Annotated in this window: 18 protein-coding genes and 1 pseudogene; 17 read left to right on the plus strand and 2 right to left on the minus strand. The window is 62.0% G+C overall.

Annotated features, from left to right (window positions below):
- Positions 1-3 precede the first annotated feature (3 nt).
- The 13 genes from HJC00_RS24745 (at position 4) to HJC00_RS24805 (ending at position 11,539) form a co-directional block, all read left to right on the plus strand.
- A complete protein-coding gene (locus HJC00_RS24745; protein WP_221164737.1) occupies positions 4-1,110 on the plus strand; it encodes a carbon-phosphorus lyase complex subunit PhnI in 1,107 nt (368 codons plus the stop codon).
- Positions 1,107-1,982: an alpha-D-ribose 1-methylphosphonate 5-phosphate C-P-lyase PhnJ gene (locus HJC00_RS24750; RefSeq protein WP_221123528.1), complete on the plus strand. Its 876-nt coding sequence runs from the start codon at positions 1,107-1,109 to the stop codon at positions 1,980-1,982. Before HJC00_RS24745 ends, HJC00_RS24750 begins: the two co-directional genes overlap by 4 nt.
- The gene (gene phnK, locus HJC00_RS24755; RefSeq protein WP_221123527.1) at positions 1,979-2,755 is read left to right on the plus strand and encodes a phosphonate C-P lyase system protein PhnK; all 777 of its coding nucleotides are present in this window, start codon (positions 1,979-1,981) and stop codon (positions 2,753-2,755) included. The genes HJC00_RS24750 and phnK overlap by 4 nt, the downstream gene beginning before the upstream one ends.
- 24 nt (positions 2,756-2,779) lie before the next feature.
- Entirely contained in the window at positions 2,780-3,487 is a 708-nt protein-coding gene (phnL, locus tag HJC00_RS24760; protein ID WP_221124363.1) for a phosphonate C-P lyase system protein PhnL, read from the plus strand.
- The gene (locus tag HJC00_RS24765; RefSeq protein ID WP_221164738.1) at positions 3,484-4,101 is read left to right on the plus strand and encodes a DapH/DapD/GlmU-related protein; all 618 of its coding nucleotides are present in this window, start codon (positions 3,484-3,486) and stop codon (positions 4,099-4,101) included. The genes phnL and HJC00_RS24765 overlap by 4 nt, the downstream gene beginning before the upstream one ends.
- Positions 4,102-4,219: 118 nt before the next feature.
- A complete protein-coding gene (gene phnC / locus HJC00_RS24770) occupies positions 4,220-5,065 on the plus strand; it encodes a phosphonate ABC transporter ATP-binding protein (RefSeq protein WP_210629613.1) in 846 nt (281 codons plus the stop codon).
- Between the two features lie 86 nt (positions 5,066-5,151).
- The gene (gene phnD, locus HJC00_RS24775) at positions 5,152-6,057 is read left to right on the plus strand and encodes a phosphonate ABC transporter substrate-binding protein (RefSeq protein ID WP_221164739.1); all 906 of its coding nucleotides are present in this window, start codon (positions 5,152-5,154) and stop codon (positions 6,055-6,057) included.
- Between the two features lie 64 nt (positions 6,058-6,121).
- Entirely contained in the window at positions 6,122-7,081 is a 960-nt protein-coding gene (gene phnE, locus HJC00_RS24780; RefSeq protein ID WP_221124360.1) for a phosphonate ABC transporter, permease protein PhnE, read from the plus strand.
- Positions 7,082-7,088: 7 nt separating this feature from the next.
- Entirely contained in the window at positions 7,089-8,432 is a 1,344-nt protein-coding gene (phnE, locus tag HJC00_RS24785; protein WP_221147674.1) for a phosphonate ABC transporter, permease protein PhnE, read from the plus strand.
- A gap of 141 nt (positions 8,433-8,573) precedes the next feature.
- On the plus strand, positions 8,574-9,269 hold the full coding sequence (locus HJC00_RS24790) for a DUF1045 domain-containing protein (RefSeq protein ID WP_210629617.1): 696 nt from the start codon (positions 8,574-8,576) through the stop codon (positions 9,267-9,269).
- 13 nt (positions 9,270-9,282) lie between these two features.
- The gene (locus HJC00_RS24795) at positions 9,283-10,422 is read left to right on the plus strand and encodes an alpha-D-ribose 1-methylphosphonate 5-triphosphate diphosphatase (RefSeq protein WP_210629618.1); all 1,140 of its coding nucleotides are present in this window, start codon (positions 9,283-9,285) and stop codon (positions 10,420-10,422) included.
- Positions 10,419-11,015: a phosphonate metabolism protein/1,5-bisphosphokinase (PRPP-forming) PhnN gene (gene phnN / locus HJC00_RS24800; protein ID WP_210629619.1), complete on the plus strand. Its 597-nt coding sequence runs from the start codon at positions 10,419-10,421 to the stop codon at positions 11,013-11,015. The genes HJC00_RS24795 and phnN overlap by 4 nt, the downstream gene beginning before the upstream one ends.
- A 20-nt stretch (positions 11,016-11,035) precedes the next feature.
- Positions 11,036-11,539, plus strand: coding sequence for a GrpB family protein (locus HJC00_RS24805; protein ID WP_221124358.1), 504 nt, complete (start codon positions 11,036-11,038; stop codon positions 11,537-11,539).
- Positions 11,540-11,589: 50 nt separating this feature from the next.
- Here HJC00_RS24805 and HJC00_RS24810 read toward each other — a convergent pair whose 3' ends face one another.
- Both HJC00_RS24810 and HJC00_RS33045 read right to left on the minus strand, forming a co-directional pair.
- Positions 11,590-12,300, minus strand: coding sequence for a LysR substrate-binding domain-containing protein (locus HJC00_RS24810; RefSeq protein WP_311044190.1), 711 nt, complete (start codon positions 12,298-12,300; stop codon positions 11,590-11,592).
- A gap of 27 nt (positions 12,301-12,327) precedes the next feature.
- A pseudogene (locus HJC00_RS33045) lies at positions 12,328-12,489 on the minus strand (LysR family transcriptional regulator); the annotation flags it as partial.
- A gap of 537 nt (positions 12,490-13,026) precedes the next feature.
- On the opposite strand from HJC00_RS33045, the gene HJC00_RS24815 reads away from it, so the two are divergent.
- From HJC00_RS24815 to HJC00_RS24830, 4 genes are all read left to right on the plus strand, one after another.
- Entirely contained in the window at positions 13,027-14,076 is a 1,050-nt protein-coding gene (locus HJC00_RS24815; protein ID WP_221164740.1) for an ABC transporter substrate-binding protein, read from the plus strand.
- A 109-nt stretch (positions 14,077-14,185) separates the two neighbouring features.
- Entirely contained in the window at positions 14,186-15,259 is a 1,074-nt protein-coding gene (locus HJC00_RS24820; RefSeq protein WP_221147672.1) for an ABC transporter ATP-binding protein, read from the plus strand.
- The gene (locus HJC00_RS24825) at positions 15,256-16,425 is read left to right on the plus strand and encodes an ABC transporter permease (protein ID WP_210629622.1); all 1,170 of its coding nucleotides are present in this window, start codon (positions 15,256-15,258) and stop codon (positions 16,423-16,425) included. The genes HJC00_RS24820 and HJC00_RS24825 overlap by 4 nt, the downstream gene beginning before the upstream one ends.
- A 1-nt stretch (position 16,426) precedes the next feature.
- Positions 16,427-17,215 (plus strand): ABC transporter permease, encoded by a 789-nt coding sequence (locus HJC00_RS24830; RefSeq protein ID WP_210629623.1) that lies wholly within the window; start codon positions 16,427-16,429, stop codon positions 17,213-17,215.
- Positions 17,216-17,246: the final 31 nt, after the last annotated feature.

The following is a 17,246-nucleotide window of genomic DNA, read 5'->3' on the forward strand; positions in this document are numbered from 1 at the left end:
CTCATGTATGTTGCCGTCAAAGGTGGCGAGGCCGCCATCGCCAATGCCCATCGGCTGCTTGCCGACCGCCGCCGCGGCGACCGTTCGTTGCCGGCGATCGGCATTGAGCAGATCGTCGAACAACTCGCCCTCGCCGTCGACCGCGTCATGGCGGAGGCCTCGCTTTTCGACCGCACGCTCGCCGCCCTCGCCGTGCGCCAGTCGCGCGGCGACATGATCGAGGCGATCTTCCTGCTGCGCGCCTATCGCACGACGTTGCCGCGCTTCGGCTATTCCAAGCCGCTCGAGACGGCTGATATGACGATCGAACGGCGCATCTCGGCGACTTACAAGGATCTGCCGGGCGGCCAGCTGCTTGGGCCTACTTTCGACTATACTCATCGCCTTCTCGATCCGTCGCTGCTTCAGGACGAACTGGTCGAGGCGCCGGCCCGGCGCCCGGCCGAGACCGGCCGCGTCATGCGCGTCTCCGAAATCCTCGGCGAAGAGGGCCTGATCGAGGCCGACGGCGACATGCCCGAAGATCACGAGATCGGAGACCTGACCCGCGAGCCGATGGAATTTCCGATGCCCCGCGACCTGCGCCTGCAGGCGCTTTCCCGCGGCGACGAGGGCTTCCTGCTAGCGCTCGGTTATTCCACTCAGCGTGGCTATGGCCGAAACCACCCCTTCACCGGCGAGATCCGCATCGGCGAAGCCGAGGTGGAATTCGACGTGCCGGAGCTCGGTTTCGCCGTCTCGCTTGGCACAATCCAGATCACCGAATGCCAGATGGTCAACCAGTTCAAGGGCTCGGCCAAGGCGCCGCCGCAGTTTACCCGCGGTTACGGCCTGGTCTTCGGACAGAGCGAGCGCAAGGCAATGGCGATGTCGCTGGTCGATCGCGCGCTTCGCGCCGAAGAACTCGGCGAGGATATCACCGCGCCGGCACAGGACGAGGAATTCGTCATTTCGCACTCCGACAATGTCCAGGCGACCGGCTTCGTCGAGCACCTGAAGCTGCCGCATTATGTGGACTTCCAGGCGGAACTCGATCTCGTCCGCCGCATGCGCCGCGAATTCGAAGCCGCCCGCAATGCCGGCGAAGACATGAAGGAAGCCGCCGAATGAGCGATCTCGCCAGCTACAACTTCGCCTATCTCGACGAGCAGACCAAGCGGATGATCCGCCGCGCCATCCTGAAGGCGATCGCTATTCCGGGCTACCAAGTGCCCTTCGCCAGCAGAGAAATGCCGATGCCTTACGGCTGGGGCACCGGCGGCGTGCAGGTGACGGCCTCGATCATCGGGCCTGATGACGTGCTGAAGGTGATCGACCAGGGCGCCGACGACACGACCAATGCCGTTTCGATCCGGGCCTTCTTCCAGAAGGTCGCCAATGTCGCGGTGACGACGCGCACCAGCGAAGCGACGATCATCCAGACGCGCCACCGCATCCCGGAAGAGAAGCTCGGGCCTGGCCAAGTGCTCGTCTACCAGGTGCCGATCCCCGAGCCGCTGCGCTTCCTCGAACCGCGCGAGACCGAGACGCGCAAGATGCATGCGCTGGAAGAATACGGCCTTATGCATGTGAAACTCTACGAGGATATCGCCCGCAACGGCCGCATCGCCACCACCTATGCCTATCCGGTCAAGGTACATGGGCGTTATGTCATGGATCCCTCGCCGACGCCGAAATTCGATAATCCGAAGATGCACAGGTCGGAAGCGCTGCAGCTTTTCGGCGCCGGTCGCGAAAAGCGCATCTATGCCGTGCCGCCCTATACCGATGTCGTCAGCCTGGATTTTGAGGACCATCCCTTCGAGATCCAGCGCTTCGACAGGCCTTGCGCGCTCTGCGGCGCTGAGGAGGTCTACCTCGATGAGGTCATCCTCGATGACAAGGGCGGGCGCATGTTCGTCTGCTCCGATACCGACCATTGCGAAGATCGCCGGGCCCAAGGGCATGCCGGCAAAATGCTGGCCCGGGGGGCTGCAGAATGACCAATATCCCGCTTCTCAAGGTCAACGACCTCTCGAAGTTCTACGGCAAGCGCATCGGCTGCCGGAACGTCTCCTTCGAGCTCTGGCCCGGCGAGGTTCTCGCCATCGTCGGCGAATCCGGTTCGGGCAAGACGACGCTGCTCAATTGCATCTCCACCCGGCTGATGCCGACGACCGGCAGCGTCGAGTACCACATGCGCGACGGCGGCTACCGCGACCTCTACCACATGAACGAGGCCGAACGCCGCTTCCTGATGCGCACCGACTGGGGCTTCGTGCACCAGAACCCGGCCGACGGGCTACGCATGAGCGTCTCTGCCGGCGCCAATGTCGGTGAACGGCTGATGGCGATCGGCGACCGGCACTATGGCAAGATCCGCTCCACCGCCATCGACTGGCTCGAACGCGTCGAGATCGATGCCGATCGCATCGACGATCAGCCGCGCGCCTTTTCCGGCGGCATGCGCCAGCGCCTGCAGATCGCCCGCAACCTCGTCACCGGTCCGCGTCTGGTCTTCATGGACGAGCCGACCGGCGGCCTCGATGTTTCGGTGCAGGCGCGCCTGCTCGATCTGATGCGAGGCCTCGTCAACGATCTTGGCCTCTCGGCCATCATCGTCACCCACGATCTCGCCGTCGCCCGCCTGCTCTCGCACCGCATGATGGTGATGAAGGACGGCTACGTCATCGAACAGGGCCTCACCGACCGCGTGCTCGACGATCCCAGAGAGCCTTACACGCAGCTGCTCGTCTCCTCGATCCTGCAGGTCTGAGCTAGAAACCAGGAGAACCATATCATGCCAACGCCCCTCGTCGTTTCCGAAGTCTCGAAGAGCTTCACCATGCACCTGCGCGACGGCATCAGGCTGCCCGTCGTCTCCGACGTCGCCTTCTCCGTGTCGTCAGGCGAATGCGTCGTTCTCGGCGGCCCCTCAGGCATCGGCAAGAGCTCGCTGCTCAAGATGATCTACGGCAATTATGCCGTCGACACCGGCCAGATCCTCGTCCGCCACGACGGGCGGATCGTCGACCTCGCCGCCGCCGATCCGCGCACCGTGCTCAATGTTCGCCGCGATACGCTCGGCTATGTCAGCCAATTCCTGCGCACCGTACCGCGCGTGGCGGCAATCGACGTGGTGGCCGAGCCGCTCGTGGCGCGCGGCGAAGAAATCGTCGTTGCACGCGAAAAGGCAGGCGCCCTGCTTGCCAGGCTCAACCTGCCGGAGGCGCTTTGGCAACTTCCGCCCGCCACCTTTTCCGGCGGCGAGCAGCAGCGCGTCAACATCGCCCGCGGCTTCATCACCGAGCATACGATCCTGCTTCTCGATGAACCCACAGCCTCGCTGGATGCGAAAAACCGCGCCGTCGTCGTCGGCATGATCGCAGAGAAGAAGAAGGCGGGCGTCGCCCTTCTCGGCATCTTCCATGACGAGGAAGTGCGCGAGGCCGTCGCCGACCGCATCCTCGACGTCCAGCAGTTCTCGCCGAGGAAGATTGCCGCATGAGCCGCAAGCTTGGTATCGAGCCCGCCATCCACGAAACGGCCGAGGTCAGCGATTCCACCTTCGGGCGCTATACGGAAGTCTGCGAACGCTGCCGCATCAGCGAGGCGACCTTCGGCGACTATTCCTACATCATGCAGGACGGCGCCGTCTGGTGCGCAACGATCGGCAAGTTCGTCAATATCGCCGCCGCTGTGCGCATCAACGCCACCAACCACCCGACCTGGCGCGCGACTCTGCATCATTTCACCTATCGCGCCGCCAATTACTGGCCGGACGCCGATATGGAGACGGATTTCTTCGCCTGGCGGCGCTCGAACCGGGCGACGATCGGCCACGACGTCTGGATCGGCCATGGCGCGACCATCCTGCCCGGCGTCAACGTCGGCAATGGCGCCGTCATCGGGGCCGGCGCGGTCGTATCGAAGGACGTTGCATCATACACGATCGTCGGCGGTGTGCCGGCGAAGCTGATCCGCGAACGTTTCCCGAAAGAGATCGGCGAACGCATGGACAGGCTTTCCTGGTGGGATTGGCAACACGACCGGTTGCGCCTGGCCTTGCAGGATTTCCGCAACCTTAGCGCGGAAGATTTTCTGGCCCGCTACGAATGCTAGACGCCACCGCCGAGACACGGAGATTTGTGACACCTCTTACACAAATATGACATTGGAGGTTCATGAAGCGGGACTAATGCGATGCTGACCAAGGCCTGGAGTGCAAGGGAAGAGCATGATGTTCGAGCTGAAGGATGTCACCCGCCGTTTCGGAAACAAGCTCGCCGTCGATGCCGTGACGCTCACCGTTGCCCAGGGCCAGATGGTTGGCATCATCGGCCGCTCCGGCGCCGGCAAGTCGACGCTGCTGCGCATGATCAATCGGCTGCAGGAACCGAGCTCCGGCTCCATTCATTTCGCCGGCGTCGAGGTCTCCGGGCTTCGCGGCCAGGCATTGCGCAACTGGCAGCGCGACTGTGCGATGATCTTTCAGCAGTTCAACCTGGTGCCGCGCCTCGATGTTCTCACAAATGTCATGCTCGGCCGCCTCAATCACCGCTCGACGCTTCTGAGCCTTCTCAACATCTTCACCCGGGAAGAACGCGTTCATGCGATCGCCGCACTGGAGCGCCTCGGCATCGAGCAGACGGCGCTGCAGCCGGCCGGCACGCTTTCCGGCGGCCAGCAGCAGCGCGTGGCGATCGCCCGGGCGCTGATGCAGAACCCGAGGATGGTACTCGCCGACGAGCCTATCGCCTCGCTCGACCCGCTGAACGCCAAGATCGTCATGGATGCGCTGCGCGACATCAACGAGCGCGAGGGCATCACCGTCATCACAAATCTGCATACGCTCGACACTGCCCGCAACTATTGTGAGCGCATCGTCGGCATGGCCGGCGGCCGCGTCGTCTTTGACGGCAAGCCCTCGGAGCTGACGGCCGAAGCCGTGAAGGCAATCTACGGAACGGACAAGGATGGCGCCGGCATCGACGAAACCATGACGTCGACATCCATCAATATCGCTGCCGAGCGGGCAGACAATCCATCCGCCGGCGCCCAACCGCTGGCATTGGCCGGTCTCTGAGCGGGACCGCCGCGATCGAACGCCCGCGTCAAGGGCACATTCTTCGTAACGGGAAGGCCGGAACACCGGTCGATAGGAGAGAACGCATGTTGAAGAAAGCACTCTTTGCGGCAACGGCGCTGTTCGCGCTCGCCGGCGCCGCCAATGCCGCAGACCTCAAGGAATTCCGCATCGGCATCCTTGGCGGCGAAAACGAAACCGATCGCCTGCGCAATTATGCCTGCCTTGCCGACCATCTGAAGCAGGAGTTCGGCTTCGAGAAGGTCTCGCTCTTCCCGGCCGCCGATTATGACGGCGTTATCCAGGGTCTGCTCGGCGGCACGCTCGACTTCGCCGAACTCGGCGCTTCCGGCTACGCCTCCGTCTACCTCAAGGACTCGAAGGCCGTTACGCCGATCCTGACGACGCAGCAGAAAGATGGTTCGACGGGTTATTACTCGATCGGCCTTGCACTGAAGTCCTCCGGTATCAAGACCATCAAGGACGCCAAAGGCAAGAAGCTCGGCTACGCCGATCCGGACTCCACCTCCGGTTACCTCGTTCCGCTGACGCAGATCCCGAAGGACACCGGCATGCCGAATGACAAGTTCTTTGCCTCGACCCAGTTCAACGGCGGGCATGAAAACAACCTGCTTGCCGCCTATGACGGCAAGGTCGACGTCGCAGTCGACGACTCGTCGGGCATCGGCGATTTCAAGGACGGCTACACCTCCGGCACCTTCCGCAAGGAAGTCGACAAGGGCGCCGTGGACCCGAACAAGCTCGTTGAAGTCTGGCGTTCGCCGCTGATCCCGAACGGCCCGCTCGTCGTGCGCAACGCCCTCGGCCAAGAGTGGCAGACGAAGCTCGCAGCCTTCTTCATGGCCCTGCCGGAAAAGGATCACAAGTGCTTCTCGGCTGTCGAAGGCGGCGACTACAAGGGCTATGCCCCGGTCAAGCACGACTTCTACAATGCTGTCGTCGAGGTTCGCAAGGCGGCCATCGGCGGCTGATCGCCTTTTCAATGCGGGGCGGCCGGCAACGGCCGCCCTTTGTTTGTTACCGCGCGGAGCGTCCATGACCATTGCCGATACACAGCCGCACGTGCAGAGCACGCAGGAGATCGCCACCGCCTGGGATCGGATGGTCGCGAAGCGCCGCTTTTATACCGTCCTTGGCTTGGTCATCCTCGTTGCGGCATTCGTCAGCTCCGTCCGGTTCGCCGATGAGAGCAATGCCGGCCATTTCTTCGAGCGTCTGCCGCATCTTTTCGACTTCCTGAGCTGGCTCATTCCCAAGGATTGGAACGATGTCTGGCGCGCGCTGTTCGACATAGCCAGCGTCAACGACAGAGGCGGCGAGGAATTCAACTTCGACAAGGGCCGCGTCTACGTCTGGGGTGCCTTCTACATTCCGGAATATTTCGAGCTGATGATCGTCACGATCAACGTAGCGCTCATCTCGACCATCATCGCCTTCATCTTTGCGGTTCCCTTGAGCTTCTTTGCCGCGCGCAATCTCACGAATTCATGGCCGCTGCGCATCGTCACCAAGCGGCTGATGGAGTTCCTGCGCGCCTTCCCCGAGATTGTCATTGCCGGCCTGTTTTCGGCGATCCTGTCGATCGGGCCGGTCGCCGCCATCATAGCCATCACCCTGCACACGATCGGCGCGCTCGGCAAACTCTTCTACGAAGTCGCCGAAAACATCGATATGAAGCCGCATGAGGGGATGAAGGCCGTCGGCGCCAACTGGTGGGAGCGCGTGCGCTTCGCCGCCCTGCCACAGGTGCTGCCGAATTTCACCTCCTATGCGCTCTTACGCCTGGAGATCAACGTGCGCGCCTCGACCATCATCGGGGCCGTCGGCGGCGGCGGCATCGGCGAGGAGCTGAAGCTTTCGATCTCGCGCGGCTTCGGCGCCAAGACGATGGCGCTCGTTCTGCTGCTCTTCGTGACGATCGTCGCCGTCGACCAGTTCTCCGCATGGCTGCGTCGCCGTCTCGTCGGCGAGCACGCTTTCCTTCCGCAACATTGAGGCCGCCATGACGGTGATTGACGCAAACCGCATGCATGAGATCGAAGCGCGCTATCCGGAATATTTCCACCGATCGTTCCGCCAGCGTTTCGGCGGGCTGATGATCCTCATTGCGACGCTGCTCTACGGGCTCTATGCCGTCTGGTTCTTCGACCTGCCCAAGCTCTTCGCCGAGGCCCATTGGGAACGCGTCGGCATCTATCTCAGCCAATGGGTGAGCTACGATGTCCAGCCGGACCTCCGCATCCAGGACGACGGCTCGATCGAGGTGCGTTATCCCCGCTTCTCACCGCTCGGCGATCATCCGCACCCGGACTGGGTGGTCAACAATCCCGACGGCAGCATCACCGTTTCCATCAGCGGCATCAGCCGCAGCGTCACCGTCTCAAAGAGCGAAACGATCGTGACCGCGCACGGCGTCAGCGTCCCCGTCGACGTATCGAGCGGCGCGCCTGAGGTGGTCGGGCCGGTGCCGAGCTGGATGACTGTTTATGACGACAACGTGCTTGCGGATCTCGGCTTTGCCGGCGACGTCAGCATTTCCGTCGATCGCGTGAAGGTCCGCAAACGCTTCCTCGGCTGGGCGAATTTCATCTTCGACACGCAATCCTCCTTCTTCGACAAACCGGTCGGCGAAGTCATCGGCCTCGTTGTTTCCGGCCCGCGCATCAAGCCCGACCAAACCAACCTATCGCTCGCCTTCGAGGATATCTGGAACAACAGCGAATGGCAGCATGGCGACGTCTGGACCAAGCTTTTCCAGACGATCGTCATGGCCTTTCTCGGAACGCTGCTCGGCGCGCTTGCCGCCTTCCCCCTCGCCTTCCTGGCAGCGCGCAACATCACGCCGAACCGCCTCCTGAACCAGATCCTGAAACGCTTCTTCGATTTCCTGCGCTCGGTCGACATGCTGATCTGGGCGCTGTTCCTGACGCGCGCCTTCGGCCCCGGGCCGCTCGCCGGCAGCGGCGCGATCTTCCTCACCGAGACCGGCACGCTCGGCAAGCTTTATTCCGAGGGGCTCGAGAATATCGACAACAAGCCGCGGGAAGGCATCAAATCAACCGGCGCCCAAACGGTGCTCGTCCATCGTTACGGCATCATGCCGCAGATCGTTCCGGTTATCGTCAGCCAGACGCTCTACCAGTGGGAATCGAACGTGCGCGGCGCGACCATCATCGGCGCTGTCGGCGCGGGCGGCATCGGCCTCAAACTCTGGGAGGCGATGCGCACCAACGCCAACTGGGAAAACGTCGCCTATATGGTCATTCTGATCTTGATCGTCGTCTTCCTGTTTGACGCCGCCTCGAACGTCCTGCGCCACCGGCTGATGGGCACGAAGACGCACTGACCGTTCGACGAGGGGCGACGGCGACGCTGCCGCCATCATCATTCTGTCACGGAAATCTTTTAGCCGGGAGCCTGCTTGCGGTTCGCCGCCAAATCACTGCACATTGCGCTCCCCGTTTCGACGATCCCCAGGATAAAAGCCTTGCGCTACGCTCTCTATTTCTCGCCGCCGAAGGATGATCCCCTGACCGGCGCGGCTTCGCTCTGGCTCGGCCGCGATGCTTTCACCGGCAAAACCTATCCTGCACCCGAACATGAGACACTCAGTGCGGCAGAGCAGTTCGAGCTGACCGCCGACCCACGCCGCTACGGCTTTCACGCGACGATCAAGGCGCCGTTTTCGCTTGCCGCTTCCGTCACCGAACGGGATCTCATCACCTTTGCCGAGGATTTCGCGGCGCGCACCCCGGCCTTCAAGATTCCTGAACTCGTGCTCGGCCAGCTTGGCCGTTTTTTTGCACTGGTTCCCGGTTCTCTTTACCAACCTCTTCAGGATTTCGCCGGAAAGGTGGTAAAATCCTTCGAACCGTTCCGCGCTACGCTTTCCGAGACTGATATCGCGCGACGCAACCCGGAGAAGCTCAGCGACAGCCAGCGCGCCAATCTGCAACGCTGGGGCTATCCTTACGTCATGGAGGATTTCGGGTTCCACATGACTCTGAGCGGCCAGGTGCCGGAGACACGCGCGGAGGTGATGAAAACGGTCCTGGCGGAGCGTTTTGCCGGTTTTACCGGCCGGCCGCTTTCGATTTCCGGCCTCGCCGTCTTCATCGAGGAGACGCGCGGCGCCCCGTTCAAAGTTCATTCCTGGCTGCCGCTTTCCGGCGCCAAAAGCTGAAAGACCTGACGATATGAGCAAAGAGACCGTCTTTTCCAACGCCCGCATCGTTCTCGAGGAGGACGTCCTTTCAGGATCGATCCTCATCCGCGACGGCAAGATCGTCGATATCTCCGAAGGCAATTCGGTAGCCGGCGAAGATTTCGAGGGCGACTACGTCATTCCCGGCCTTGTCGAGCTGCATACCGACCATCTCGAAGGCCATTATCAGCCACGTCCGGGCATCCGCTGGCACAAGACGGCTGCCGTCCAGGCGCATGACGCCCAGATCGTCACATCGGGCATCACCACGGTCTTCGACTGCCTGCGCATGGGCGCGGACGAGGACGGCGGCTTCGAACATGGCGAGATGCGCGAGATGGCCGACGCCATCCAATCGGCGGAGAAGGAAGGCAGGCTGCGCGCGGAGCACCTCCTGCACCTGCGCTGCGAGGTCTCGGCCGACAACGTGCTCGAACATTTCGCCGATTTCGAAAAGGATCCGCATGTGCGGCTCGTCTCGCTGATGGATCACGCGCCCGGCCAGCGGCAGTTCCAGACGATGGATCAGTATATCTTCTACTACCAGAAGAAGCGGGGCCTGAGCGATGAGGCTTTTGCCCGTTTCGTCGCCAAGCGCCAGGCGGAATCGGCGCGCAATTCGACGCCTCATCGCAATGCCATCGCCAAGGTCTGCGCCGAGCGCGGCATCACCGTCGCAAGCCATGACGACGCCACGCTCTCTCATGTCGACGAGGCGATCGACAATGGCGTGCGCCTCGCCGAGTTTCCGACCAGCTTCGATGCCGCCCGGGCATCGCACGAGCACGGCATGAGCGTGCTGATGGGCGCACCGAATATCGTGCGCGGCAAATCCCATTCCGGCAACATCGCCGCCCGCGATCTCGCCGAAATGGGCGTGCTCGACGTGTTGTCCTCCGACTACGTGCCGCTCAGCCTGCTGCATGCACCCTTCATCCTCGCCGACGAGGTGGAGAGCATCACCCTTCCGAAAGCGATCGCGATGGTGACATCGACGCCCGCCCGCACGGTCAGCCTCGACGATCGCGGCCGGATCGCGACCGGGCTGCGCGCCGATCTCGTCCGTGTCCACCGTTCGCACGGCGTGCCGGTCACACGCTCCGTCTGGCGCCAGGGACGCCGTGTCGCATGACCCCGCACGAACCACATGCAGCAGCCGGAGCCGAACGGGGCATCATGGTCGTCGTCGTTGGGCCGAGCGGCGCCGGCAAGGACACGCTGATGAACCTCGCTGCGCGACGTTTTGCCGGCCGCGACAATGTGCATTTCGCCCGCCGCGTCATCACCCGCCACCGTGACGCCGGCGGCGAGGATCATCTTTCCGTCTCTCTCCAAGGCTTTGCCGCCATGGAGCAGTCAGGCTCCTTCGCCGTCTGGTGGGAAGCGCATGGCCTGAAATACGGCATTCCGGCCGAAGTCTCGGTGGCGCTGTCGCGAGGCCACGTCGTCGTTGCCAACGGCTCGCGCTCGGCGCTTCACCGCTTCCAAGCCGCTTTCCCGCGGCTGAAGGTCATCAACGTCACGGCCCGTCCCGAAGTGCTCGCCAGCCGGCTGGAAGCGCGCGGCCGCGAGACACATGAGGACATCATGGCCAGGCTCGCCCGCGGGCCGCTGACCGTGCGTGGCGACTACGACGTCACGGAGCTCGACAATAGCGGCTCGCTCGAAGAAGCTGAGCAGAAGATGATCGCGATCCTGGACGGATTGTTGGCCGAAGTGCGCTGACGACAATCGCGAGGAAGGGCATGCGCGCCGTCAAAGTGGTCGACTACAACCCGTCCTGGCTGCGGCTCTTTGCCGAAATCAGCGCCGAGATCTCCATCCTGCTCGGCAATCTCGTGCTTTCCATCGATCATATCGGCAGTACGTCGGTTCCCGGCCTGGCCGCCAAGCCGAAGATCGACCTCGATATCGTCACGATCTCCGACGACGCTCTACCGACGGCGATCGATGCGATGCGCGCGGCCGCTTTCGTCTTCCACGGCGATCGGGGAGAGAAACGCTGGGCCTTCACCCGGGATCACCCGGGTTACGGATTCAAGCTCTATCTCTGCGGAGCCGATAATCGCGCGCACCGCGAGCGCATCCTGTTTCGCGACTATCTCAGGGAGCACCCGGAAAGAGCCCGGGCCTATGCCGAGCTGAAACGCCGGCTGGCTGTGGCGGCAGGCGGCGACTGGGATTTCTACACCGGCGGGAAGACCGGGTTCGTCAGTGAGACGGTGCGGCTGGCCATATCGGGAGCGTGAGATCGGCTGTGCGCCCTTTTTCAAACCAGGAAAGCGTGTTCCACCCCCTCCTATCGCCCCGGCTTGCTGGTTTCATCAGACGAATGACCGCCAATAGTTTCAGCGATTGACTGTTGCATCCATGCGCGGAACCGCGCCAAGGTCACTTCATTCCAGCGTTCTCGCGATCCGACGAAATAGTAGCCGCCGAGCCGAACATCCGTTTCGAGCAATTCGACCAGCCGCCCAGCGCGCAGGTCATCCGCAGCGATCAAACGCGTCGCAAGCGCTATTCCTTGGCCCGCGACCGCCGCATCGACCGTCAGATTGGCCGACCAGAGGCGCGGACCATTCAAAACGACTTCATGCTCGAAGCCGGCCTTGTGGAACCATTGGCGCCATTGGTCGCGGCTTTCCTCATGGATCAACGGCTGGCACACCAGATCATCGAGAGTGCGTATTGGGGCGTTCCTGCTGATCCATTCGGGGCTTGTAACCGGAAACATGCGGGGCCTCTCCAGCAAGATCCAGCGGACATTTCCTCTTGGCTCGTCAGAGTAGCGAATGTCCACATCGGCCTCATAACGCGTGAAATCCGGTTCCAGATCGGTTGCGCGCATCACGAAATCGATTCCGGGCAAGGCAAGCTGGAGCTGATTGAAGCGCGGCGTCAGCCAACGCGTTGCGAGGCCCGGCACGCACCAGATGCGCAACACGGTGCGGTTGACCGCTGGGCGCAATTCCGCCGTCGACTTGGCAATGAGGTCGAAAGCGATCCCCACGGTCTCGGCAAAAATCCGGCCTTCCGCCGTGAGCCTGATGCCGCGCGGTCCGGCATCGACAAGCCGTGTGCCAAGCCAGGCTTCGAGGTTGCGGACGTGACGGGATATGACGGTGTGGCTGAGATTGAGATCGTCCGCGGCCCTGCGCATCGAGCCCAGCCGGCTGACCGCCTCGAAAGCGCGCACCATGGATAATGGTGGCAAACGTCCGCGTTTCTGAACCCCTGCCGGTTCATCTGCCAACGATTTCCCTCTGCGCAATCCTGTCCCTCACAAGGAAAGTGGTTCGACCGAACCGAAGTCGGAATGCCGTCTACGCCTTCCATATTACACAGGCTTCGGACCTTCGGTGTAACGAAGAGTGGTGCACGGTGGTGCATATGATGCACCACTTACCGGTTACTTGACAATTGCGCTACCGGCCCCTTTTTCACCGGCGAGTCCCGTCGAATTCTGGGGCTTGAGCAATGCCTGGCCGTGGAGGTCGATTGGGAGCGGTGCATCCACGTCTCCACCGAGGGCAACAAAAAGCGCCTTTCCGCCCCTTGGGACATCCGCCAGCATTGTCCCTAGCAAAACCGTCCGCCTCTTGGAGATGACACATGGCAAGCCTGCTGCAGCCGGGCTTTGCTTATCCCACAGGCGCGGCTGACGAGATCGCCAACGATTCAGAAGATCGTGGCTGTCAACCAGGCGTCTGAGACGCTCAACAAACAGGGGAAGCGAATGAAACTCAAGAACAGGTCTACGATTGCAGCTCTGGGACTGCTGTCATTGGCAGTCGCTGCCGGGCCGAGCGTGGCCAGGGACCTCACCATAGCTTCCTGGGGTGGGAACTTTCAGGATGCTCAACGAAAGATTTTTTTCCAACCCTTTTCTGAAGTCACCGGCAAGCCCTTGCTCGATGAGGCCTGGGATGGCGGTATCGGTGTACTTCAAGCGAAGGTCAAAGCTGGCAATCCTTCCTGGGACGCCGTGGAGGTCGAGGCAGACGAGCTTGCGCTCGGCTGTGCAGACGGTCTTTTTGAAAAGGTGGACTGGAGCAAGCTCGGCGGCAAGGATGCATTCCTCCCATCCGCCGTCAGCGATTGCGGCGTCGGCTCCATCGTTTGGTCGACAGCAATCGCCTATGACGGCGCAAAGATTGCCAAGGGCCCGGAATCCTGGGCCGATTTCTGGGATGTGAAGAAATTTCCGGGCAAGCGTGCGCTGCGCAAGGGGCCGAAATACACGCTCGAATCCGCGCTGATGGCCGATGGCGTGCCGGCAGATCAGGTTTACGAGGTCCTGGCGACATCGGCAGGCGTCGACCGCGCCTTCGCCAAGCTCGACGCCTTGAAGCCGAGCCTCGTCTGGTGGACCTCGGGCGCCCAGCCGCTGCAACTGCTTGCCTCCGGCGAGGTTGCCATGACCAGCGCCTATAACGGCCGCATCACCGGCATCAACCGCTCGGAAGGCAGGAAGTTCAAGGTTGTCTGGCCGGGCAGCATCTACGCCGTGGACAGCTGGGTCGTCCTTAAGGGTACCGAAAACAAGGATGCGGCCTTTGACTTCGTTGCCTTCGCCAGCAAGTCGGAAAATCAGGCCAAACTGCCGCAATATATCGCCTACGGTCTTACGAACACAGAAGCCGGCAAGACCCTGCCGCCCGACCAACTGGCGGACCTGCCGACGACCCCGGCCAACATGCAGGGTGCCGTCAGCCTCGATACAGACTTCTGGATCGACAATTCGGAAGCGCTGACCAAAAGATTCGACGCCTGGTTGGCACAGTAGCGGCACAATATCGCCCCACGGATCGCTCGTGCCGAGGATCCATGGGGGCTTCCGCACATCCTCGTCACTTCGTCTCCTTGAGAACCGATAATCCGAACGGAGGGCCGCCTTGGCTACGCCGCGCATACGCTTTGATAGAGTCTCCAAATCCTATGGCACGCTTCAGGTCGTCAAAGACCTGTCGCTCGACATCGAGAGAGGCGAATTCGTCAGCCTTCTCGGACCTTCGGGTTCCGGCAAGACAACCTTGCTGATGATGGCGGCGGGTTTCGAAAACCCAACCGGCGGCAGCATCTGTCTCGACGGCCGCCGTATCGACCATCTGCCGCCGCATCGGCGCGAAATGGGTGTCGTTTTCCAGAATTATGCACTCTTTCCGCATATGTCGGTCGCCGACAACATCGCCTTTCCGCTGAAGATGCGCGGTACCGGCCGCAGTGAGATCGAGGATCGCGTAAAACGAGCGCTCGACATGGTGCAGCTGTCTGCAATGAGCAGCCGCAAGCCGGCCCAGCTCTCCGGTGGCCAGCAGCAGCGCGTGGCACTTGCCCGCGCCCTGGTGTTCGAGCCGGCCGTCGTGCTGATGGACGAGCCACTTGGTGCGCTTGACAAGCAGTTGCGGGAACAGATGCAACTCGATATCCGCGCACTCCACAAACGTCTGGAGCTGACCGTGGTGTTCGTAACCCACGATCAGGCCGAGGCGCTTACCATGTCCGATCGCATTGCGGTCTTCGACCATGGGAACATTGAGCAGATCGGTTCGCCGCGTGATATCTATGACCGCCCGCAAACACGCGTCGTCGCCGAATTCATCGGCGAAACCAATCTGATAGAAGGAACGGTGAAGACGACGGGAGCAGCCGGGGCTTCCATCGAGATCGCCGATGGACGGCATGTGATGGTATCCGGCTACGGCTCCCTCTCGGTCGGAAGCCGCGTCCATATTTCGGTCCGCCCCGAGCGGATTTCTCTTATGGCCCGCGGCACCGGCTCTGCGATGAATGCCTTGCCGACGAAAATACTCGACAGCGTATACCAGGGCGATCACTTGCGGGTACAGCTTGACCACGATGCCTTCCGCTTCGTGGTTCGGACCGACAGGCGATCGGTGGAGTGGCCAGCCGGCGCCGAAGTGGTGGCGCATTTCGCACCGGACGATTGCTGGGTGATTGCGGCATGAGCGCTTTCCGTCAAAGCGTGGGCAGCCTCGCCCTCGTCCTTCCTCTTACCCTGTTCCTGGGTGTCTTCTTCATGTGGCCACTTCTGACAGTGCTCGAGCAGGCGGTGTCCGATCCTGTCGTCAGCCAAAACCTGCCCCGGACGACCGCCGCGGCCTCAACCTGGAACCGTATTTCCCCACCCTCCGACGACATGCAGACAGCGCTTGTCGACGACCTGAAATCGATCGACGACGATCAGAAGCTGGGCGAGGTGGTCCGAAGACTGAACAGCGCCCAGCCGGGCTTCCGCACTCTGATGAGAAAGACCGTCGCCGCGGTCAAAGACGGCGCTGGGGCGGCAACCCTCGGCGAGGTGGACGCGCGATGGAACGATGCTGCGTTCTGGAGAGCGATCGCCGAGGCGACCAATCCTTATACCGATCGCAATCTCCTTGCCGCGGTTGATCTTCAGCACGACACATCGGGAGCGATCGTGGCGATGCCGGATGGAGAGTCGGCCAATCAGGCGATTCTTCTAAGAACTTTCGGTGTGGCTGCCGTCGTGACCTTGGCGACATGCCTGACCGGCCTGCCATATGCGATGCTGGTCGCAGCCACCAGTGGCTGGCGGCGACAGCTTCTCCTTGCCGCGGTGCTCCTGCCGCTATGGACATCGCTGCTGGTGCGCACCGCGGCGTGGTACATTCTCCTGCAGGACAAGGGGCTTATCAACTCCTCCCTCCTGTCGCTCGGCCTCGTCAGCGACGCGTTGCCACTTCTCTTCAACCGAACGGGTGTCATTATCGCCATGACGCATGTTCTGCTGCCCTTCATGGTCCTCCCGATCTACAGTGTCCTCATCGCAATCCCTCGAAATCTCATGCCGGCGGCAGCCTCCCTCGGTGCGAGACCGATCCGGGCCTTCCTGCATATCCTGTTGCCTCTGACATTGCGCGGTATCGCTTCCGGCGGGCTGCTCGTTTTCATGGCAGCGCTCGGTTATTACATCACGCCGGCGCTCATCGGCGGGCCGAAAGACCAGATGATCAGTTCGGTGATTGCCTTCTACGCCACCGGCTCCGCCAATTGGGGCATGGCCGGCGCGCTCGGTATCGTGCTGCTTGCCGCGACCATCGTGCTCTATGGCGTCTATGGCCGGCTCACGACGAAGACGGCAGGTGCATGACATGATAGTTCGTTTGCTTAAATCTCTGTACGGCGCGGCAACGGTGATTTTTCTGCTGGCCCCGCTTTTGGCGATCCTTCCGATCGCATTTACCTCCAGCAGTTTCCTGGCCTATCCCATCCCTTCTTTTTCGACCCGCTGGTTTGCGGAACTCGCAAACGAGGACGCCTGGCGCCGGTCCATCGTCAACAGCCTGCTGATCGGTACGGGGACCACTCTGCTTTCAACCGTGCTCGGCATGCTGGCCTCGCTTGCGCTGCGCAGGCGCATTGTCTTCGGCTCAACGCTGCGGACAATGTTCCTTCTGCCGATGGTCGTTCCAGCGGTCGTGCTCGGCGTCGGGCTTCAAATCCTGTTTGCCAAGCTCGGATTTCCGAATACCTTTGCGGCCGTCATCATAGCGCATACCGTTGTCGCCGTACCCTTCGTGCTGATCAGCATTACCGCATCGCTTGAAGGTATCGACTATCGTGTCGAGCGGGCGGCGACGAGCCTGGGGGCTTCCCCGGCAAAGGTCTTCTGGAAAGTGACGCTGCCGCTCGCCATGCCGGGCGTGCTGTCGGGCGCGGTGCTTGCTTTTGCCACCTCGCTTGATGAAGTCGTGCTGACATTGTTTGTTGCCGGCCCAAATCAGTTGACGCTCGCGCGCCAGATGTTCTCGTCGATTCGCGAAAACATCAGCCCGGCCATCGTCGCTGCGGCATTTCTCTTCATCCTCGGAACGGTCTTTCTCGGAGGCCTGCTGGCCGTCGTGCACAAACGCGCCGCCCGTTCCACAATCGTGGGATGATCCGGGGCTATGGAGTGCAGCGCCTCACGTC

Source organism: Rhizobium sp. NLR22b, assembly GCF_019685295.1.
Classification (GTDB): domain Bacteria; phylum Pseudomonadota; class Alphaproteobacteria; order Rhizobiales; family Rhizobiaceae; genus Rhizobium.

Bases quoted from the DNA above. Each gene is read 5' to 3' on its own strand.
- HJC00_RS24830 (WP_210629623.1), top strand. From the start codon at position 16,427: ATGATAGTTCGTTTGCTTAAATCTCTGTACGGCGCGGCAACGGTGATT.
- phnE (WP_221147674.1), top strand. From the start codon at position 7,089: ATGACGGTGATTGACGCAAACCGCATGCATGAGATCGAAGCGCGCTAT.
- phnN (WP_210629619.1), top strand. From the start codon at position 10,419: ATGACCCCGCACGAACCACATGCAGCAGCCGGAGCCGAACGGGGCATC.
- phnC (WP_210629613.1), top strand. From the start codon at position 4,220: ATGTTCGAGCTGAAGGATGTCACCCGCCGTTTCGGAAACAAGCTCGCC.
- phnK (WP_221123527.1), top strand. From the start codon at position 1,979: ATGACCAATATCCCGCTTCTCAAGGTCAACGACCTCTCGAAGTTCTAC.
- HJC00_RS24750 (WP_221123528.1), top strand. From the start codon at position 1,107: ATGAGCGATCTCGCCAGCTACAACTTCGCCTATCTCGACGAGCAGACC.
- phnL (WP_221124363.1), top strand. From the start codon at position 2,780: ATGCCAACGCCCCTCGTCGTTTCCGAAGTCTCGAAGAGCTTCACCATG.
- HJC00_RS24745 (WP_221164737.1), top strand. From the start codon at position 4: ATGTATGTTGCCGTCAAAGGTGGCGAGGCCGCCATCGCCAATGCCCAT.
- HJC00_RS24825 (WP_210629622.1), top strand. From the start codon at position 15,256: ATGAGCGCTTTCCGTCAAAGCGTGGGCAGCCTCGCCCTCGTCCTTCCT.
- HJC00_RS24815 (WP_221164740.1), top strand. From the start codon at position 13,027: ATGAAACTCAAGAACAGGTCTACGATTGCAGCTCTGGGACTGCTGTCA.
- HJC00_RS24805 (WP_221124358.1), top strand. From the start codon at position 11,036: ATGCGCGCCGTCAAAGTGGTCGACTACAACCCGTCCTGGCTGCGGCTC.
- HJC00_RS24765 (WP_221164738.1), top strand. From the start codon at position 3,484: ATGAGCCGCAAGCTTGGTATCGAGCCCGCCATCCACGAAACGGCCGAG.
- phnD (WP_221164739.1), top strand. From the start codon at position 5,152: ATGTTGAAGAAAGCACTCTTTGCGGCAACGGCGCTGTTCGCGCTCGCC.
- HJC00_RS24795 (WP_210629618.1), top strand. From the start codon at position 9,283: ATGAGCAAAGAGACCGTCTTTTCCAACGCCCGCATCGTTCTCGAGGAG.
- phnE (WP_221124360.1), top strand. From the start codon at position 6,122: ATGACCATTGCCGATACACAGCCGCACGTGCAGAGCACGCAGGAGATC.